Annotated in this window: 19 protein-coding genes; 13 read left to right on the top strand and 6 right to left on the bottom strand. The window is 42.0% G+C overall.

Going from position 1 to position 20,275, the window contains the following annotated elements; all coding sequences use genetic code 11:
• Window positions 1–41 precede the first annotated feature (41 nt).
• The 3 genes from QE357_RS10555 to QE357_RS10545 all read left to right on the top strand — a co-directional run bounded on the left by QE357_RS10555 (window position 42) and on the right by QE357_RS10545 (window position 3,383).
• Window positions 42–854: a glutamine amidotransferase-related protein gene (locus QE357_RS10555; protein ID WP_309707274.1), complete on the top strand. Its 813-nt coding sequence runs from the start codon at window positions 42–44 to the stop codon at window positions 852–854.
• A 15-nt stretch (window positions 855–869) separates the two neighbouring features.
• Window positions 870–2,063 carry a hypothetical protein gene (locus QE357_RS10550; RefSeq protein ID WP_106634820.1) on the top strand — a complete coding sequence of 398 codons (1,194 nt, stop codon included), beginning with the start codon at window positions 870–872 and terminating at the stop codon, window positions 2,061–2,063.
• Between the two features lie 111 nt (window positions 2,064–2,174).
• Window positions 2,175–3,383, top strand: a complete 1,209-nt coding sequence (locus QE357_RS10545; RefSeq protein ID WP_309707271.1) for an aminotransferase class III-fold pyridoxal phosphate-dependent enzyme — start codon at window positions 2,175–2,177, stop codon at window positions 3,381–3,383.
• Between the two features lie 171 nt (window positions 3,384–3,554).
• Here the strand turns inward: QE357_RS10545 and trxA are convergent, their stop codons facing one another.
• Complete coding sequence (gene trxA, locus QE357_RS10540) at window positions 3,555–3,878, bottom strand: thioredoxin (protein ID WP_106634822.1); 324 nt, start codon at window positions 3,876–3,878, stop codon at window positions 3,555–3,557.
• A gap of 142 nt (window positions 3,879–4,020) precedes the next feature.
• Window positions 4,021–4,701, bottom strand: a complete 681-nt coding sequence (locus QE357_RS10535; protein WP_307143001.1) for a DUF2461 domain-containing protein — start codon at window positions 4,699–4,701, stop codon at window positions 4,021–4,023.
• 107 nt (window positions 4,702–4,808) lie between these two features.
• Between QE357_RS10535 and trpS the strand changes: the two genes are divergently transcribed.
• From trpS to QE357_RS10495, 8 genes are all read left to right on the top strand, one after another.
• The gene (gene trpS, locus QE357_RS10530) at window positions 4,809–5,780 is read left to right on the top strand and encodes a tryptophan--tRNA ligase (protein ID WP_307143000.1); all 972 of its coding nucleotides are present in this window, start codon (window positions 4,809–4,811) and stop codon (window positions 5,778–5,780) included.
• A gap of 57 nt (window positions 5,781–5,837) precedes the next feature.
• Entirely contained in the window at window positions 5,838–6,392 is a 555-nt protein-coding gene (locus QE357_RS10525; RefSeq protein WP_309707268.1) for a phosphatase PAP2 family protein, read from the top strand.
• Complete coding sequence (locus tag QE357_RS10520) at window positions 6,389–6,808, top strand: DUF2147 domain-containing protein (protein ID WP_309707266.1); 420 nt, start codon at window positions 6,389–6,391, stop codon at window positions 6,806–6,808. The genes QE357_RS10525 and QE357_RS10520 overlap by 4 nt, the downstream gene beginning before the upstream one ends.
• Before the next feature lie 113 nt (window positions 6,809–6,921).
• Window positions 6,922–7,863: a ribose-phosphate pyrophosphokinase gene (locus tag QE357_RS10515; RefSeq protein ID WP_106634826.1), complete on the top strand. Its 942-nt coding sequence runs from the start codon at window positions 6,922–6,924 to the stop codon at window positions 7,861–7,863.
• A gap of 44 nt (window positions 7,864–7,907) precedes the next feature.
• Window positions 7,908–8,462, top strand: coding sequence for a 50S ribosomal protein L25/general stress protein Ctc (locus tag QE357_RS10510; RefSeq protein ID WP_106634827.1), 555 nt, complete (start codon window positions 7,908–7,910; stop codon window positions 8,460–8,462).
• 122 nt (window positions 8,463–8,584) lie between these two features.
• Window positions 8,585–10,456, top strand: coding sequence for a CocE/NonD family hydrolase (locus QE357_RS10505; RefSeq protein ID WP_309707264.1), 1,872 nt, complete (start codon window positions 8,585–8,587; stop codon window positions 10,454–10,456).
• A gap of 469 nt (window positions 10,457–10,925) precedes the next feature.
• On the top strand, window positions 10,926–12,062 hold the full coding sequence (locus QE357_RS10500) for an AraC family transcriptional regulator (RefSeq protein WP_309707262.1): 1,137 nt from the start codon (window positions 10,926–10,928) through the stop codon (window positions 12,060–12,062).
• A 404-nt stretch (window positions 12,063–12,466) separates the two neighbouring features.
• Window positions 12,467–13,864, top strand: a complete 1,398-nt coding sequence (locus QE357_RS10495) for a serine hydrolase (protein WP_309707260.1) — start codon at window positions 12,467–12,469, stop codon at window positions 13,862–13,864.
• 404 nt (window positions 13,865–14,268) lie between these two features.
• On the opposite strand, the gene QE357_RS10490 is transcribed toward QE357_RS10495, so the two are convergent.
• Both QE357_RS10490 and QE357_RS10485 read right to left on the bottom strand, forming a co-directional pair.
• Window positions 14,269–14,925 carry a YceI family protein gene (locus QE357_RS10490; protein WP_309707258.1) on the bottom strand — a complete coding sequence of 219 codons (657 nt, stop codon included), beginning with the start codon at window positions 14,923–14,925 and terminating at the stop codon, window positions 14,269–14,271.
• 54 nt (window positions 14,926–14,979) lie between these two features.
• Complete coding sequence (locus QE357_RS10485) at window positions 14,980–16,020, bottom strand: two-component regulator propeller domain-containing protein (protein ID WP_309707256.1); 1,041 nt, start codon at window positions 16,018–16,020, stop codon at window positions 14,980–14,982.
• 150 nt (window positions 16,021–16,170) lie between these two features.
• On the opposite strand from QE357_RS10485, the gene QE357_RS10480 reads away from it, so the two are divergent.
• Window positions 16,171–17,031, top strand: a complete 861-nt coding sequence (locus tag QE357_RS10480; protein WP_309707253.1) for a winged helix-turn-helix domain-containing protein — start codon at window positions 16,171–16,173, stop codon at window positions 17,029–17,031.
• A gap of 192 nt (window positions 17,032–17,223) precedes the next feature.
• On the opposite strand, the gene QE357_RS10475 is transcribed toward QE357_RS10480, so the two are convergent.
• Window positions 17,224–17,652, bottom strand: a complete 429-nt coding sequence (locus tag QE357_RS10475; protein WP_309707251.1) for a helix-turn-helix domain-containing protein — start codon at window positions 17,650–17,652, stop codon at window positions 17,224–17,226.
• Between the two features lie 91 nt (window positions 17,653–17,743).
• Between QE357_RS10475 and QE357_RS10470 the strand changes: the two genes are divergently transcribed.
• Window positions 17,744–18,487, top strand: a complete 744-nt coding sequence (locus QE357_RS10470) for an SDR family oxidoreductase (RefSeq protein ID WP_309707250.1) — start codon at window positions 17,744–17,746, stop codon at window positions 18,485–18,487.
• Window positions 18,488–18,688: 201 nt separating this feature from the next.
• On the opposite strand, the gene QE357_RS10465 is transcribed toward QE357_RS10470, so the two are convergent.
• Window positions 18,689–20,269, bottom strand: a complete 1,581-nt coding sequence (locus QE357_RS10465) for a RagB/SusD family nutrient uptake outer membrane protein (RefSeq protein ID WP_307142988.1) — start codon at window positions 20,267–20,269, stop codon at window positions 18,689–18,691.
• Between the last annotated feature and the right edge of the window lie 6 nt (window positions 20,270–20,275).

Here is a 20,275-nt window from a genome sequence, read left to right as displayed (position 1 = left end):
GATTGCCCCGCCAAGACATTTACTTAATTAAATTGAGCAGAATGAATAGAATTCGGATTGCCATTCTTGATTTATATAATGGAGTGCCCAACGAAGGAATGCGTTGCATTAACCAGTTGATCCGCGAGTTTTCGGACGAAATTGGAGGTTGTGAAGTGAGTCATTTTGATGTTCGTCAGAAATTTGAATTTCCGAAGATTGCCGATTTTGATATTTTCATCTCAACGGGTGGTCCCGGTAACCCACTCGAAGCCGATGGCTGGGGGGCTGATTACTTTGCCCTCATCGATGAAATTTTTGAACATAATAAAACGCAGTCACCTAAGAAATACCTCTTACTGATTTGCCATTCCTTCCAGATGGTTTGTCATCATTTGGGCCTTGCCACAGTGAATCGCCGGAAGTCTACCAGCTTTGGAACCTTCCCCATTCATAAAACGGCCAATGGCTACGACGAACCTTATTTCGAGTTATTACCAGATCCTTTCTGGGCGGTTGATTCGCGGGATTATCAGATTATTAATGCCAATCTGGCTCAGATTGATGCGATGGGTGCAAAGGTATTGAGCCGCGAAAAGATTCGTCCGCATGTACCGCTGGAGCGGGCCATCATGGCCATCCGTTTTTCGAAGGAAGTATTTGGAACGCAATTTCACCCCGAAGCCGATGCCGAAGGGATGCTGCGTTACTTTGAGCAGCCCGAAAAGCAGAAGCAGATCATTGACGAGCATGGCTTCGACAAGTATCAGAGCATGGTTAGTCATTTGAATGATCCCGACAAAATACTCTTGACGGAATCGGTTATTATTCCGACCTTCCTGCGGGATGCTTATCACAAATTGTCTTCCAACTAAAGTAAAGAGGAACGTATGATTCCGTCAGTCCGAGCGAGTTATAACGCAGCTTTTTCCGAAGAAAAATACCAGCAATTGATCGATACCATCCACCGGGACTGGCCTGATCAACTGGAATTCCGAATTGCCGAATCGCCGGTTTTCATTCCGGTATCCCTGCGTGAAAAATTAACTACGGCTTGCGAATCATTCATCGATACGATAGCGGCACCCGATTTTAAATCTAAAACGGATGCCGCTATACCTCCGCATCAGCGAGTGCCCAACGAAAATGCACATACGCATTTTCTGGCCATTGATTTTGCCATTTGCCAGAACGAAGCGGGCGAATATGATCCTCAGCTCATTGAGTTACAGGGCTTTCCTTCCTTATTTGCTTTTCAGGGCTATTTACCGGAGTTATTCAAAAGTCAGTTCCCAATTCCAGAATCTTTTATCTGGAATTTTGGCAATTATTCGCTGGAAGAATACAAGCAAAAGCTTAAAGAAGTAATCCTGGCGGACGAAGAGCCTGCTCATTGCATTCTGCTGGAAATCTTTCCTGAAAAGCAGAAAACCCGGGTGGATTTTGCGGTTACCGAAGCCTTTCTCGGCATTCGTTCGGTTTGCTATACCCAAATCAAAAAAGAAGGTCGAACGCTATATTATGACTTGGATGGCGTTAAAACACCGATCAAACGCATTTACAACCGCCTGATTTTTGACGATTTAACGAGTTATCCCGACTTGCAGGCCGAGTTTAGTTTCATGGACGACCTGGATGTTACCTGGGTGGGACACCCCAACTGGTTTTTCCGAATTTCCAAGTATACCTTACCCCTACTTCAGTCTCCTTACGTTCCCGAAACGCATTACCTGAGTGAGTATCAAGGTAATTTTCCCGAAAATCTGGAGGCCTATGTTTTGAAACCGCTCTTCAGTTTTGCCGGAACGGGTGTTAATCTTTACCCGACCCGGGAGTTACTAGCGGAAATCACAGACCCCGAAAACTATATTTTACAGAAAAAAGTAAGCTATCAACCCGTCATTCAGGCTCCAGACGGCCTGGTCAAATGCGAAATTCGGATGCTCTATGTCTGGCCCGATCACGCGACAAGACCTGAGTTACTTACCAGTTTAAGTCGTCTGAGTCGGGGCGAGATGATTGGCGTTCGCTTTAATAAGGACTTTACCTGGGTTGGCGGAACGGCCTGTTTCTTCGAATCTTAACTAAGACTCTTTACGCTTATTACCCAAATCCTGTCTCGCCAACCCGAGACAAGCTGTACCTTTGCCGGACGTTTTATTAATGGCAAGCCTCATTCAGGCTTGCGTTTTGCCATGCATCAACGACAGCTTTTTTTAAATTATCTTGCTCAAACTTCTGATTTCCCACTAGCCCTGGAGATTGAAAAAGCCGAAGGGGTTTGGCTTTACAGTCCTGATGGTAAGGCTTATATGGATTTAATTGCGGGCATTGGCGTATCCAACGTGGGACATCGCCACCCGAATGTGGTTAACGCCATTAAAAATCAGGTGGATCATTACCTGCATACGCTGGTTTACGGCGAGTACGTGCAAGCTCCACAGGTTCAGTTAGCCGAAGCTCTGGTGCGAACGTTAGGTGCCTACCGCACACCGATGGGCTTTGCCCTCAACAATGTGTATCTGACCAACTCGGGAGCAGAAGCCGTGGAAGGAGCCATGAAACTGGCCAAACGATTTACGGGACGAACGGAACTTATCTCCTGCATCAATGCCTATCACGGTTCCACGCAGGGAGCTTTAAGTCTGGCGGGGGCTGATTTTTTTAAGCAACCCTTTCGCCCTTTGTTACCTGACATCCGTCATATTCATCACGGATGCATTACTGATTTAGAATACATTACTACTCGAACGGCTGCTGTTGTCATCGAAGTTATCTCCGCAGAATCGGGCATTCGGGTTCCCTCGCAGGAGTACCTGCAAGCATTACGAAACCGCTGCACCGAAACAGGTACCTTACTCATTTTTGATGAGATACAGACGGGGTTTGGCCGGACGGGTTCCTTCTGGGCATTCGAGCAGTTTGGTATTGTGCCTGACGTTCTCCTTTCGGCCAAAGGCATGGGTGGCGGTATGCCCATTGGTGCGTTTATAGCTCCGCAGGAATTAATGAAAGTTTTCAAGAATAACCCCATTCTGGGTCACATCACTACTTTCGGCGGTCATCCCGTGAGTGCCGCGGCTTCGCTGGCAACAGTCCAAACGATTCTGGAAGAAAAACTTTGTGAATCCGTACAAGCCAAAGCTGAGTTATTTCGGGAGTTGCTGGTCCATCCAGCCATTCGGGAAGTCAGGGGTCATGGTTTATTCATGGCCGTTGAATTTGCCGATTTTACTCAGCTAAAAGCCATTATCGATCACGGCATTGAAAATGGGGTCATTACCGATTGGTTCCTGTTTTGCGATAATTCCATGCGAATTGCACCGCCGTTAACCATCACCGAAGCAGAAATTCGTCAGGCTTGTGAAGTGATTTTGAACGCGGTTAAGGCGGTCGTTGACTAAATGTAACTAGTTGATCGTTTTTGTGGTCTGTTAATCGATTACTATTCTACCTTTTATCTCCCAGTAAATCATTACAAGAACTTAGGCTACATTAATTTTCCCGACAACTCAAAAAAAAAGAGGCTTGAGCTCAAACGCTCAAACCTCTTTTATCAAACACTCCAACTTAAATTATAACTGAGCAGCCAGTTTCTGAGCTAATACAGGCTTAGGTACTGCACCAACTACTTTATCAACCAATTCCCCGTTTTTGAAGATCATTAACGTAGGAATACTGCGAATTCCAAATTTAGAAGGAGTTGTGCTGTTCGCATCAACGTCCATTTTAGCTACTACGGCTTTACCCTCGTATTCGCCAGCCAGTTCTTCAACCAGTGGTCCGATCATCTTACAGGGTCCACACCATTCAGCCCAGAAATCTACGAGTACAGGTTTATCGGAATTAATCAGTTCTTCAAAATTGGAATCAGTTGCTTCAATTGCTTTGTGTGCCATTGTCTTGTTCTATTTGTAATGAGTAGGTATTTCGAAGGTAAAACGGATTCGCTTCATGAAAGTTCAAACTAGCTTCAGAATCTTACTTTCGTCTTATCTGTAGTAATAACAGCAGCAGAAAGTAATTAATTCATTTCGATTACTAGTTTTCTTCCTCGGCAGATTCCTCAAAAATCATATTCAAAAAATCCAGGTAAGGCTTCAGAAGCAGGCAGCTTTGCTCTACTTTCTCGGTAAAATCCGGCGAAGTTACTTCTTTATCCGTAAAGGAATGCGAGAAAAATAATTGCGTCCGACGAATCAGTTCAATATCGGGATGGTCTTTGGGATATCCTTTGGGAGCAGTTTTCAGCGAAGAACCTTCGGGGTTACCAAAGTGCTCCTTGAATTGCGGGGCATAGATAATAGCCTTGATCTCCTGGGGATTGTAATCCACTTCCTGACGAAATTTGGCCAGTTGAACCGGATTAGCATCCCACATTCCTCCGCCCAGAAACGAGCCGCCCGGCAAAATATGCAAATAGTAATCCATTTTGGGCGATTTACGGCCCCCTTCACCGAAACTAGCCGCCAGCCAGGTTTTGTAAGGCGACTTATCCGGCGAAAAACGCACGTCACGGGCAATGCGGTAGTTACAGTCCTGCACCCGAATTCCGGCCAGATTTTCGAACTTCCCGATTCGATTAATTAAATCCTGTACGGTTTCTTCAAAATTCGACTTTACCGATTCCCATTCTTTTTTGTGGCCCTGAAACCATTCGCGGGTATTATTTTGAGACAGGTCTTTTAAAAACTTTAAGGTTGATGCTGGAATTTGAGGCATAGTCTCGTCAGTATATTTTTGATTACGGTTTGCAGATTGCAGTTTTGCAGTAAAATTAGATCGCTCGCCTACAAGAGCGAAAAAACCAATTAACTATTTAAGTTCCGATGGCTCGTATTCTTACCGGCATTCAAAGTTCCGGCCTTCCTCACCTGGGAAATATTCTGGGGGCGATTCTCCCCTCCATTGAGTTATCAAAAGATCCCGCCAATGACTCATTCTTTTTCATTGCCGATCTCCACTCTCTGACGTCACTGAAAGACGGCGAAGCTCGTCGCCAATATACTTATGCCATTGCAGCCGCCTGGCTTGCCTGCGGCTTTGATACCGAGAAAAATGTGTTTTTCCGTCAGTCCCGCATTGTTGAACACACGGAATTAGCATGGTATCTGGAGTGCTTTACTCCCTACCCTATGCTGGCGAATGCTCACTCATTCAAAGATAAATCAGAGAACCTGAAGGACGTTAACTCTGGATTATTCGTGTATCCGGTTTTACAAACGGCAGATATCGTATTATACGACGCTGAGCTGGTTCCGGTGGGGAAAGATCAGAAACAGCACCTCGAAATCTCACGTGATATCGCCTCGGCGTTCAATAATAAATACCCAGAAACGCTGGTATTACCCGAAGCCCGTATCAGCGAAAGTGTCATGACAATTCCGGGAACGGATGGTCGTAAAATGTCGAAGTCGTACAATAACTACATCAACATTTTTCTACCCGAAAAGCAGTTACGCAAAGCGGTAATGAGCATTCTGACGGACTCGACTCCGCTGGAAGAACCAAAGAAAACCGAAGGTGACATTACCTTCACGCTTTACTCCTTACTGGCCTCGCCCGAGCAAACGGCTCAAATGAAGGCCAATTATGAAGGAGGTAACTACGGCTATGGTCATGCCAAACAGGCTTTGTACGAATTGATTTTGGAACGTTTCGCCACCGAACGCGAGCGTTTCAATTATTACATGGAAAATCCGCAGGAACTGGAAAAAACGTTAAGCATTGGCGAAGAGAAAGCGAAGGTCGTTGCCCAACAGACAATCAAACGCGTTCGCGATGTACTCGGATTTAGTTAGTATCTTTTTTAGCTTCCCGAACGTTAACCACTTTCGGGAAGTTTTTTCATCCCCTGTATGCTTAACGAATTAGATACGGAGCTATTTCTGGCCCTCAACGGAGCCCACGCCAGCTGGCTGGATCAGGCCATGTTCTGGATTTCCGACCGAAATTTCTGGTTTCCCTTTTACGCTCTGATTCTGTTGTTCTTAATCTGGCGTTACCGGATTAAAGCTGTAGGTATCATTCTTGCCTGCGTCCTGGCTATTCTCGTAGGCGACCAGATCACCAGCAGTATACTGAAGCCCTGGGCTGCCCGCCCCCGCCCCTGCCACGAGCCATCTATTGAAAACATGGTACACGTCGTTTGGGAATGCGGCGGGATGTACGGCTTTGCTTCCAGCCACGCGGCCAATACGTTTGGCTTTGTTACGGTGCTGGTATTATTAATCGGTAAAGAGTATCCCTGGCTGAAATGGTTATACGTCTGGGCAGCTTTGGTTTCTTACAGTCGCATTTACGTAGGAGCTCATTACCCCGGTGATGTGCTTGTGGGAGGGACGGTAGGTATACTGGGAGCTGTTCTGGTATCGTTTTTATACCGAAAACTACCATTAAACTATCAGATATGAGATTCCTATTAAGCTTCGTTTTTTTATTCACCACCGCTATTTCTTCTTGGGCTTCTGATATTCAGGGCACCTGGTTTAACGAAGAAAAAACATCCAAAATTCAGATCTATAAACAGGGAGATCGTTATTATGGTAAGATCGTCTGGGTAAAGGAAGTAAAAGCCAATCAACCCAAAACAGACGTGAATAATCCCGATGAAAAACTCAGAAATAAGCCGCTGATGGGTTTAGTCATCCTTTCTAACTTCAAGCAAAGCGACGATAAAGTATGGGAAGACGGCAAAATTTATGATCCCCGGAATGGGAAGACCTATTCCTGCAAAATCACGAAAGTTTCCGATCAGGAACTGGCCATTCGGGGGTACATTGGAACTCCGATGCTGGGCCGCACTTCCAAATTTACCAAAGCTGATTAAGTAAGCTTCTGATTATCCGAAGATCAACCATTATTTCCAAGCTTTTTTCAAAACCTTGAGCGTTTTTGTAGGTATTTTTTCATACCTTTGCGGCTCAATTTACAAGGAGACCGATGGCTTCCAATCCGGTAAAAATTTTCTCAGGCAGTTCTAGTCAGTATTTAGCCCAAAAAATTGCTCGTTTTTACGGCAAAGATTTGGGAACCGTTACCGTTCAGCGTTTTGCCGACGGTGAAATGTCACCCAGCTTTGATGAGTCCATCCGCGGCTGTGACGTGTTTCTTATCCAGAGCACGTTTACTCCAGCTGAAAACCTGATGGAATTATTATTGATGATTGACGCCGCTCGTCGGGCTTCGGCTCACTATGTGACGGTTGTGATTCCTTATTTCGGGTATTCCCGCCAGGATCGTAAAGATAAACCTCGCGTTTCTATCGGTTCCAAACTGGTAGCCAATCTGTTAACGGCAGCAGGTGCTGACCGCTTAATTACGATGGATTTACACGCAGGTCAGATTCAGGGTTTCTTTGATTTTCCAGTGGACCATCTGGAAGGAGCTTCAATTTTCGTTCCTTACATCCGCTCGAAAAATCTGGATAACCTGGTCTTTGCTTCTCCTGACGTTGGAGGCGTAGCCCGGACGCGGAAATTCGCGAGTTTCTTCCCCGGTTCCAACCTGGTAATCGTGGATAAATTCCGCAAGAAAGCAAATGAAATCGCCTCCATGCAATTGATTGGAGACGTAACCGATGCCAACGTTATTCTGGTCGATGACTTGCTGGATACGGGTGGTACCATTTGCAAAGCAGCCCAGTTGTTGCTTGATAAAGGAGCAAAATCAGTTCGAGCGATCTGTTCTCACCCCGTGATGTCCGGAAAAGCTCACGAAAATATTCTCAATTCCGCACTGGAAGAGTTGATCGTTTCTGATACCATTCCTCAGAAACAGGAAAATCCAAAAGTAACGGTATTGTCTGTAGCCGAGCTATTTGCAAAAGCTATTGGTCGCATTCGTGATTACGAATCAATCAGTTCCCTTTTTATTAATTACTAATCATGTTTTAAGTCTCTGACTTGAAACGCTTATTACCAAATCAAATGAAAAAACTCGAGATTGTAGGGTTTAAAAGAGCGAATCTCGGCAAGAAAGGATCTAAAGATCTTCGTGCCGAGGGTTACACTCCATCGGTAGTTTACGGCGGTGGCGAGCAATTACACTTCTATGCTCCTACCATTTTATTCCGTGATCTTCTGTTCACTCCAGAAGCTTACGAAGTAACGTTAAACATCGAAGGTGAGATCCGTAAAGCTATTCTTCAGGATACTCAATTTCACCCTGTAAACGATTCATTATTACACGCTGACTTTCTGGAAATCACAGATAAGCCTATTAAAGTGAACGTTCCCGTGAAATTCGTAGGTAACTCTCCTGGGGTTATCAAAGGGGGTAAACTGGTTCAGAAATTACGTAAAGTAACTTTACGTGGTTTAGCTGACAACATTCCTGATTTCGTAGAAGTTAGCATCGAAGGTCTGGATCTGGGTAAATCTGTTCGTGTAAGCGACATCAAAGTTGAGAACGTTGAAATCTTAAACGCTCTGAGCTTACCTGTTGGTACGATCGATATTCCACGTTCACTTCGTGGCAAATAGTTCTTGCTATTACGATAGAAAGCCTGGCCTTCCGGTCAGGCTTTTTTTGTGGCTATATTTCTATGTCGGATTTAGGTGTACCTTTACGAATCTTCTGTTTTTCCCGTAAACCTCCATCAATAATGAAAGAGATTCGTTACTTACTGCTTTTTTTAGTACCGCTTTTTACCCAGGCACAAAACGCTGACTCCACCTGGTTTCGAAACAATTACACCAAGCTAGAACAATACATTCCGATGCGGGATGGCACGAAGCTCTTCACTTCCATTTACCTACCCAAAGACAAATCAGAGAAACACCCCATTCTGATGACCCGGACGCCCTACTCCTGTGCTCCGTACGGATCAGATGTGTACCGTCCTTTTTACGTCAATCATTATAAGACCTATCTGAAGGAAGGTTACATCATGGTGATTCAGGACGTTCGCGGTCGCTGGATGAGTGAAGGTGTATTTGAAGATATTCGTCCGTATAACCCCGCAAAGAAGGGAAAATCGGACGTTGACGAAGCCAGTGACACCTACGATACCATTGACTGGATGGTGAAAAATCTGCCGGAAAACAATGGCAAGGTTGGCGTATTTGGTATCTCCTACCCCGGCTTTTATTCGACCATGGCAGCTCTTAGTAACCACCCTGCTCTGAAAGCGGCTAGTCCGCAAGCTCCGGTAACGGATTGGTTTCTGGGTGATGATTTTCACCACAACGGGGCATTCATGCTGATGGATGCCTTCAATTTCTACGTGGCTCGCGGATTTGGTGCTCCGCGTCCGAAACCTACTACGGTTGGCCCCAGAGGATTTGCCTTACCAACCAAAGACAGCTACGACTTTTTTCTGAGAACGGGAGCTCTGCCCAACTTCACAAAAATGGCGGGTGACAGCGTTCGTTTCTGGAATGACCTGATGACACATCCTAACATGACGAAGTGGTGGACAGATCGTAACGTACGGAATTTTGTAGGTAACATCTCGCCAAACATCGCGACGCTGGTAGTGGGTGGTTTATTTGATGCGGAAGACTGCTTCGGTGCCTGGACCACGTACAGTGCCATTGAAAGCAAGGCAAAAAATAATAATAAAATCATCATGGGTCCCTGGTTCCACGGTCAATGGGCGGGTCGTGGTAGCGATGGCTCTTCGCTGGGTAATGTACAGTTCGGCAGCCCCACAAGTACGTATTACGCTGAAAACGTAGAGATTCCTTTCTTTAACTATTACCTCAAAGGCAAGGGTTCGGTTGATAAACTGAACGAAGCAACGATCTTCTTTACGGGTGAAAATCAGTGGAAGACTTTCGAAACCTGGCCTCCTAAAGCCGTTACGGAAACGCCCCTTTACTTACAGTCGAATGGCGGCTTAAGCTTTAGCAAACCTCAGAGCACGAAAGAATTTACAGAGTATGTGAGTGATCCCGCAAAACCCGTTCCTTACGCCGAAGGGGTAAAAACGGCCCGTACACGTGAGTACATGACTGACGATCAGCGTTTTGCGGCCATTCGTCCCGATGTGCTAGTTTTTGAAACGGAAGTTCTCACCGACGATGTGACCCTCTCAGGAACCTTAACGGCTGATTTGCAGGTAAGTCTCAGCTCTACTGACGCCGATTTTGTAGTAAAATTGATTGACGTCTTCCCTGATGACTTTGAATACAGCGAGTCGGATTCATACATTATGAACGGCTATCAGATGCTGGTTCGGGGTGAGATCATGCGAGGCCGTTTCCGCAAGAGTTTCGAAAAGCCAGAAGCTTTCGTTCCGAACCAGGTAACGCAGGTGAAGTACGATCTGCCTGATGTGGCTCATACCTTCAAAAAAGGCCACAAAATTATGGTACAGATTCAAAGTAGCTGGTTCCCCTTAGCGGATCGTAATCCTCAGAAATTTGTAGATATTTATCAGGCGAAAGACTCTGATTTCCAAAAAGCGAATATCAAAGTATTCCATAATGCTTCAGCCGCCAGTAAAATTCTTTTACCCGTGTTGAAGAAGTAATTTACGCTCGGCTATGACAAATAAAAAGGCAGCCCTAATGGTCTGCCTTTTTATTTGGGTCAATTTATAATCAGTTAAGATGAACAGCAATCTGAGATTATAAATCCCTTACAGATGGCTTTCGGATTGCAAATCCGAAAAAGCGGAGCATTTACTTTCTTTGGATGCAGTCAGACATGATTGGTTTTCTCAAGCAACAGAGTATTCAAGGCATATTCTAATACCTTTCTTTTATACTTGTAACCTTTTACAAAAGCATTAAAAAAAATGCAACTTCGTTATCTAGAGCTAAAAGCAAATACTGTATTTATTTATTCGTTTTCATTAACCTGATGAGCAATGCACTAATCTATTTAAGGTTTTTCAGAGTATCTGAAAACCACGTATTTCATTTAAGAAAATTTATCACTAAAACTCGTTTTAAAATATTACCGTTTGATTTAATTGCTATTTTCCAATATAAAACAAAATGAACAAGTACAACTTTTTGCATCTAGTTTCCTCTATTGGGATTTTTATAGTACTTTTTCTTGCCCTATTTTTGTTAACTGTTAAAACAAAATATAAATTAGGCAATCGTCTTTTTGCTTTTTTTCTTGTTGGAAATGCCGTAGATGCATTAAAATTTTTAATGCGAGAGTTTCCAATTAATCATATCAATCTCGAGGCGTTTCGTTGGAGCATTGTCTATTTGGTTCCGGCATCTTTTTATCTTTATGTACTGTCCATTTGTTACTCCAATTTTCGTTTAAGACAGAAGCATTTATTACATACAATTCCGTTTATTGCATATAATTTGTATTTAATGTGGGGAATCTATTTTGTAGATAGATCCTCTAAAATACATTTTATTAAAGGCATGAATGAAATGCCTCTTATGCAATTTTTTCAATTTCTCTTCGAATTTTTATTTCAAGTGTATTTTATCGCTTCATTTCTGGTTATCAGAAAGTCTAAAACTGTCTACCTCGAGAATTACACGAACCCAACTATCTCTGTAATTAATGCACTTTACAAAATAACAATTCTCTATTACATCTTACATTTTTTAGTACTTCTAAGATGGCTGGCTACTTTTATCTTTGGTTGGGGAGAGGTCAGAGCCTGGATTGTAACCCTTGATGGGTGTGCCTTTTTATTTTGCACTTGCTGGTATCTATTGACTGCATTAAACAATCCTGATTTTTTTAGAGGCGTGAATTCCTATCTGAAACCTATTACAGAAAGTATTCCCAAACAAAAAACTAGTCTTCTGATAACTGAAGAAAAAAATAAGGAAATCCAATTCTTAAAAGATTTTATGATGGAAAAAGAACCTTACTTGGATTCTTCATTGACCATTCAGGGTTTATCTGAGCAAGTTAAAATACCCGTTAAAGATTTATCTACCTTGATTAACTTATACATGGATAAACACTTTTTCGATTTCGTAAATGAATACAGAATTGAAAAAGCCATGCAAATCCTTAAAGATCCTGCTCAAAAAGAACTAACTGTTTTGGAAATCCTATACCAAGTTGGTTTCAATTCCAAATCTTCGTTTAATACTTCTTTCAAAAAATATACAGGAAAAACACCAACGGATTACAGAAAACACGCTTTGTAAAGCATATTTTCCCAAAAATGAGTTCGATTTTTTTTAGTCGGTCGAATTCTGAACCTTTTTGAGGCATTTTTGCGTCAAAAATTCAGAATCGGTTATGAGAAATTTTATGTTTATTTTTTAAAAACCCGCATTGGATTTTTGGAATACACTTAATTCTATTGGCTATATTTTAATTAGGAACGGCAGATTAAATAAGTCAATAAAAGGATTTGAACTCAATGTGAAAGAAATCCAAATTCCGCAGATTCTTTCGATAGCATGGTGAAGATTATTTCATCGCTTGGAAATTCAAAATCTTAAAGAAACATTATTTAAAATCTTTAGAATTAAATCCGCAAAGTGATAATGCCAAAGAAATGCTTCTTAAAACTAATCAACATCTATCCATTAAAAACTAAGTCAAAATGAAAAATAGAATTACATTATTTCTTTTTCTTTTTTCGATAAATGCATTTTCTCAAAAAAGTGATAAAAGTATTCTATTTACTACTAATCAAATAGATTCTTTAATGGCGACATCCTATGAAAGAGGTTTATTCAATGGTAATGTCCTTATCTCTAAAAATGATAAAATTATATATCAAAAATCATTTGGCTTTACAGATCAGACGAAACAAACTGCTTTACATGATCAATCAATATTTAACATCGGTTCTATTGCGAAGGAATTCAATGCTGTTTCCATAATGATTTTAGTTGAACGTGGTCTTATTACTCTTGACGATAAGGTATCTAAATTTAATTTAGGATTACCAAAATGGTCAGATAAAGTTTCTATACGTCATCTAATTAATTATGCTAGTGGCATTCCTCCTATTGAACGATTAAAACCCGAAAATGATGCAGAGGCTTGGAATATTTTGAGAAGTAATGATAGTCTACTCTTCGAACCAGGCACTAATTACAGGTATGATAATAGTAATGTATTTTTACAAAGAAGAATAATTGAAAAGGTAACCGGAATATCATTTGAGGAGTTCGTTATTAAAAATATCGTTAAGCCATTGAAAATGACCAATTCGGTATTTGAACCAAAATTGGGTTATAAGAATCGAACCTCTTGTTATGATATGGATTATGTCCAATGCCCAGAATTGAAATTTATTAGCGGATGGCTTTGGGTAGATATCAATGATCTCTATAAATGGATTGAAGCTATGAACTCTAATCGTTTAATATCCAAGGCTTCTTTTCAAACTTTATTAAAAAACCCCTATGCAGTTGACGAAGGTGGATCCCTGGGTAGATATTTTGAAAAAGAAGAACTACAAAGACACAATGGAGTATCATATAAATTTGAATCCATCTTTTTAAACGATTTCAAAAATAATATTACGATAATAATATTGTCTAATAATCTAAATAGAGTTTGGGATTTAGGGCATATTATTCATGATTTGATGTTAGGAAAAGATTACAAAATTCCTAAAAAATCTATTTATCAAGCTATTAGAAAAGAATCTTTTATTGACATAAATAAAGCCATAGGGACTTACTATTCGCTGAAGAAAATTTCCGAAAAAGAATATAGCTTTGACAATCCAAGCGAACTTAATAAATTAGGATATGAACTATTAAGAAGCGGAAAGATAGATTCAGCTATTAAAATTTTCAGTCTTAATGTTTCTGAGTTTCCTGGTTCAGCTAACACTTATGACAGTCGTGGCGAAGCTTATTTCAATAAAAAAGAATATCAATTATCAATAAACGATTATCAAAAATCATTAGAGCTAGACCCTACCAATCACAATGCGGAGGAAATGATTTTGAAAATCAACCAAATTCTATCTTCGAAAAATTAATTAAAATAAAACTGATTTTTACTATTAATAACTAATTTAGTTACATAGTTTATTACTAGCAAATGATTAAATAATTCTTTATTACTCTTTCTAAAAAAATATTTTTAATAAAAATACTATAATTTAGTTCGTGTAACTTTTTTTAGATTAAGATTCAGAATGAGTATTTCATGGCTTAATACTAAAACAATTATTGGTCTTGTGTTTCCTGGAAGTTACTTTCGGATTGCAAATCCGAAAAAGTGGAGTAATAAAAAGGGCAGGTAGTCCAAAAGGGCTGCCTGCACTTTTTATTACTCCGTCATCCCATCGTGGTTTAATACGAATAGTCCTGATCTGGACGGCTCAGACGACAAACCGGGAAATGGTTGAATTTCGTTAACAATCATCTTCCATAGATTCAGTTATTTATTTTTTGCTACGATATTAATATGAAATTCAATGGAATCCGACATGGTTTGATTAGCTAGAAGAGTATAGAACTTTGCTGATTTATAACGAACATCCCATTGAGTTCGATCAATCATGAGTTTGCCGTTTGCTTTGACAATTCCATCCTTCATTTCCAGTTTAGCTGGAAAAGTAACGGGGTGTGTGATACCTTTGATCGTCAGGTTCCCTGTTATTTGCTTATCCTCACTAGTCATTGATTTTATCTTAGTAATGGACATAATAGAAAATGGGAATTTTTCAACTTCAAAGAAATCAGGATCTTTCAAGTGATTAACAAGTTTATTATCACTCTCATGGCGTTTATCTTCAATTGTATTCATGTCGATTTCAACGGTACCACCCATAAGTTGACCGTTTTCAATCATCAATTCTCCTTTTGATGGATAGACATACCCTGTTTGGCTATTCAAACCATTTAAGCTAGAACCTTTCCAGGTTATCACACTCTGTTTCGTATCTACCCTGACATATTTTTCATTGTCCGTATGCAGGGATACGGAGCTTGTGGTTGCATTGGTCTTGTTTTCTCCTTTTATAGGCCCACGGCAATTGAAGAATAAAGGAGCGATAATTAAAATGAAGTACGTGAGTAATGTTTTGTTGTTCATGGTACATGAAATAATATTGATTAACAATGGTTTTAAAATCAGTGGCACATTTTATTACTGACCCTTTTTGCTTTTAAAGTCTATGATATTCTTTCCGTCATAACGATACACTCCGTTGATTGACCCGAACCAGATACTGCCATCATGGGCTTCCAAAACTTCGCAAAGCATTTTATCGATTGATATGATCTCCGTTGCAACAGGCTTTTTACCGGATAATGACTTTTGATCATAACGAAGAAGTTTCCAGGCCCCAACTCCATTAGGGTTGACGGAACCGGTCGTCCAGATGTTTCCTTTTTTATCCTCGAGTATTGAAGAAGTTCCTCTCTGATTCATTTGGGTAAAAATGCTGCCGTCATAACACCACAGCCCCGCTCTAACAATTAGGCTATCGCCTTTTCTGTCCATGATTGTCGTTGCCCCAAACCAGATATTCCCCCTTTTATCTTCGGCGAAACCTCTGACGTTGCTAAAGGCTTTCCCCTCTTTATTTCTAAAAATGGTAAACGTTTTCCCGTCATAAAAGCAAGCCTCACTAGTGGTACCAATCCATAATTTCCCGCTTCTGTCTTCCATGATCGTCGTAACAGCGTTGGCAGGAAGTCCATCTTTGGTTGTAAAATTTCGAAACGATTTCCCGTCAAAACGGCTGAGTCCTCCGCCAGTAGCGAACCAGATCGTACCGGTTTTATCCTCATAAATAGACGAACCCTGATTGCTAGCCAGCCCCTCGCTGACTATAAATTGTTGCAACAAATTGCCATTGTAATAATAGACGTCAGAATCTCTGTTAGCGAACCAAAGATTTCCTTTTCGACCTTCCAGCACATCCCAAAAGCTAGGTGAAGGTATCTTACTTGTGAGATTAACAAACGATTTTCCATCGTATCTAAATACTCCCTTATAGGAAGCAATCAGGATGTTCCTATTTCTATCTTGCTTCACGTTCCGAACCATACTGTTAGGCACTTGGGAGGTGATGGAGTCCTTAGACTTTGTAGTATCTTTTTGTACTTCTTTTTGATTTTGTCTACAGGACGTGCAAAAAACAAGCATTAAGAACCAAGCAAATACAGGTACACCGTTCATCATTTTCTTTTTTAGTAGCAAAGAAGTTCATTCATCACAAAGCCGACTCAAACCTATCTCCTGACTATGTTAAGAGGGTTAATCACTTGTAAAAAAGTGTTAACGAAATGTAAAACGTAAAATTTATCCTTCTTCGAAGCCTATTTTTGGTCGATGAGAAATGTAATCCTTACCGCACTGCTCCTGCTATTTCCTAACCTGCCTGGCTATTGCGATGAAGGAAAGCTATTGGTGACCCTGCGAAAAATCGGTCATGAGGTATTGCTGGCCTCAGGCGATTCCACTTCCTGGGTAATGCCGATTGAACAGGTGGATGCCCGCACCTTTCTAATCCGGTTTCAGCGTCCTTTTGCTTTTAAACCAGCCTCACTAGTAGAGATTATTCACCATCTTTTGCAGGAAAATCACGGGTCTCTGGATTATCGGGTGGAAGTTGGGCAGGGAAAGTTGAACCCAGTAGCTTACAGTTATGAGGTCCGGCAACCGTTAAATCGGAGCACGATTGCCTGTTTAACCAGAACTCCGCCCCAGGGGGCTTACAGCATCAAAATCCAATTTGCTCAACCGCCCGTTCAGACAACCTCAACCAGCAGTGCAGTGCTATGGACTTGGCTTCTTGTACCTGCTCTATTGATCGGAATTGGTTGGCATGTATTTAACCGCAAAACGCCTACTACTATCGAAAATCGGGTACCCCTTACTTTAATTAATCTGGGTCCGTTTACTTTTTGCCTGGAAAAACAGATTCTAAGATTGGGAGAAGAACGCATTGAGCTATCGGCCAAAGAGGCCAAATTACTGAAGGTATTCGCTAGTGCTCCCAATGAGATTATTGATCGGGATCAACTCATGAAGCAAGTATGGGAAGATGAAGGCATTTTTGTGGGCCGAAGCCTGGATGTGTTTGTTTCCCGACTGCGGAAAAAGCTGCAACCCGCACCTTTAGTAAGAATCGTTAATATACACGGAAGGGGGTATAAGCTTGAAATCGATTCGCCATTAAACTGTTCCTGATAACGATACTTGAAACAGCACAGAGATTACAAATCCTTTACAGATTACTTTCGGATTGCAAATTAGAAAGAGCAGAGTTTACAGGTGACGTGCAAAACATGGCTAATACCATGTTACCTGTCTATTCCTGAGACCCAAGTGAAACATTACCTTATTACTCTTACCGACCTTTACTTGATAAGATGCTTCATTTCACATTAACTCATGCGAACGCCGGTCCTCTCTTAATTTATCCTGAAGCTCCATAATCGCCTTTTTTTTATTTTGCCTGATCCGTTCAAGCCAAGCCTTGGGACCCCCGTCGGGGTTATATCTGGAACCCCAATCTAGAAACTCTACCATGGCTGGCACCAGCTCAATGCCTTTTTCCGTGATCAGATACAGGAATTTGGACGCATTTTTGGGCGACGTTACTTTGGAAACAATCCCTTCTTCCAATAATAGGTTCAACTTCTCGGTAAGGACAGCTGAAGATATTTTCTCGTCCGAAGCCCGAAACTCCAGAAACGAATTCTTCCCGTTGAACATAATGTCCCTCAAGATCAGAAACATCCATTTATCACCAAAAATTTCAACCGAATAATTGATGGGACAAGTTGATCTTCTCTCGCTAGTTTTCATTCTATTTTTATTAAAAGTAGTTTATTTTTCAAACTACTTTAGCTAGATTTGTAGTTCGGAAAACAAACTGCTAATATAGCTAAAATTAACTATGGACTTTACAGGTAAGAACGTCATTATTACTGGTGGTACTACGGGTATTGGATTTGCCACGGCAAAAGCATTCATCGAATCAGGGGCCAACGTGTGGATCACTGGGAGAAATGCTGAAAATCTCCAAAAAGCGAGTAACCAAATACAAAGCCCAAAACTGACCACTGTCGTGTCGGACACTTCCCAACTTGCAGGTATTACGGAGTTGGAACAAGCGTTCGCAAAGACTGGAAACAAGCTGGATGTTCTCTTTTTGAATGCAGGAATCGGAGTTTTTGAACCCATTATAGAAGTTACCGAAGCAAATTTTGACTCTCAGTTCAACACAAATGTGAAAGGGCATTTTTTCACATTGCAACAATTCATTCCTCACTTGGTAGATGGTGCGTCCGTACTATTCACTTCTTCAACCGCAGCTACTGCTGCCAACCTCGGAACCAGCATCTATTCCGCAACGAAGGGAGCACTGAATAAAATTGCTCAAATCGCAGCTAATGAACTGGCTGATAGAAAAATACGCGTTAACATCATCAGCCCGGGGCCCATTACCACACCAGGTCTGGCTACTGTCATCCCTTCGGAAGCACAAGGTATGCTGGCGGGTGCTACCGCCCTGCAAAGGCTTGGAGACCCCGATGAAATTGCTAAAACAGTCCTGTTCCTGGCATCTGATGCAGCCAGCTTTATCACCGGAGCTGAGATTGTAGCGGATGGTGGTTATCTTACTTATGCATTAAAATAAACTGACATGTATTTTTCATGTCAGTCGAAGAAAGTGATTGTATCTAAAAGGAGAAGGCAGATCCGATGGTCTGCCTTCTCCTTTTAACTATGATTGATTTAAGTCAGCTCAGATTACAAATCCCTTACAGATGGCTTTCGGATTGCAAATCCGAAAGAGCGGAGTTTCATATGTTTTACTGCCCAAATCAAAGTCCCCTCACTACCAACCACTATTCTGCGTCAAATTCGGATTTGCGTCCCGCTGAGACTGAGGCACGGGGTATATTTCAAATTTAGCATCGTAAGGTGGTAAGGTGCTATTAATGATCTGCTCGGGTTTAATGGCCGCCATTTCCTCTTTCAAAGTGCCCCAGCGACGAATGTCGTAAACGGTGGTTAACTCTCCGGTTAACTCCAGACGCCGCTCCCGACGAATGGCCTGTCGTAAATCAGCTACCGAGCTAGCCCGCACTGTCGAAGCTTTCGCCCTGGTTCGTACGCGGTTCAGCAAGGGCAAAGCCTGAGCCGTCTGATTCGTTTCGTTTAAAGCTTCGGCTAGTAAGAGTAACACATCCGAAAATCGTAACTCGATCAAATCGGAGCTATACCCCTGAGCCGCCGCTCCCGAAGGCCGGGCTACGCGAGCCAGTTTTCCATAGGCCAGTCCACATTCAAAATTACTTTGCAGGAAGATTTCTCCCGTTCGTTTCACGTAATAATGCCGCGTTGTGGGGTTGTACACAATGCTGTCTCCCGGTTCAGCACCGCCGTTTGCCACGCCCTTAAATACATACCGATCTACGAGGGTGAAATCCCGACGCGTATCGGTGCGTTCGTAAAGGCGGTACAAATCGTACGTTAATCCGTAACTCGTCTGTTCATCTCCATTCACTAACCCACGCGGGAAAAGATTAAAGGGAAAGATGTTACCGTTTGGATTCGAAGAGTTAATGAAGTAGCCAAAGGATAACACCAGCTCTTTATTCCGTTCATTATCCAGCGAAAAGATCGATTCAAAGTCATCCATAAGTCCAAAGTTATACTTGGCCTCATTAGCTGTTCCAACCACTTCCTGCAACTTGGCCGCCGCCCGCTGGTAATATTCCGATTGATTTAAGGGTTGACCGGCCATCTGCATATATACTTTCCCTAACATGGCCTTCACCGTTCCAGCCGAAACCCGACCTAGATTTTCTCCCGTCCACTGATTGGGTAGATTCGCTTCGGCAAACGTTAAATCTTCAATAATAGCGGCATACACTTCTTCCACCGATGCCCGGGGAGCATAAATTAAGTCCCGATCATTTAAAGAAGTAATTTCACGCAAAATCAGAGGAACGCCGCCAAAATCCCGCACGAGATTGAAGTAAGCGTATCCACGCAGAAAACGAGCTTCGGCGATGTAAGGAGCTGCTGTCGAGTCCTGATCAACTGCCGACCGAGCGTTATCAATGACAATATTCGCCCGATAAATCACCCGATACATTCGCGTCCAGACGGCATCGAAAGCCCCCGCCGAAGGTAAGTGCCCAAACCGATAGTAAGGGTCAGCTCCGGGGCCGAGGATGCCCCCCGTGGAATAGCGATGTCCTGATTCACTTAATAGAAAACGGCTCCAGACGTCACTAAAATTCGGTGCCGACCAGATCTGGTACACCCCTAACGTTGCCTTATTTAGTCCGTCTTCATTACTGAAAACCTGTTCTTTAGAAATGGACGAGAACGGTTCTTCATCCAGGGCATTTCGACAGGAAGAAAGTCCGATTAGTAAGGTAAATCCTAAAAGCAGTCTATTTTTCATGGATTG

Source organism: Siphonobacter sp. SORGH_AS_0500 (assembly GCF_031453245.1).
Taxonomy (GTDB): domain Bacteria; phylum Bacteroidota; class Bacteroidia; order Cytophagales; family Spirosomataceae; genus Siphonobacter.
Note: the sequence above shows the minus strand (reverse complement) of the source record. Positions and strands in the feature narration are given on the sequence as shown.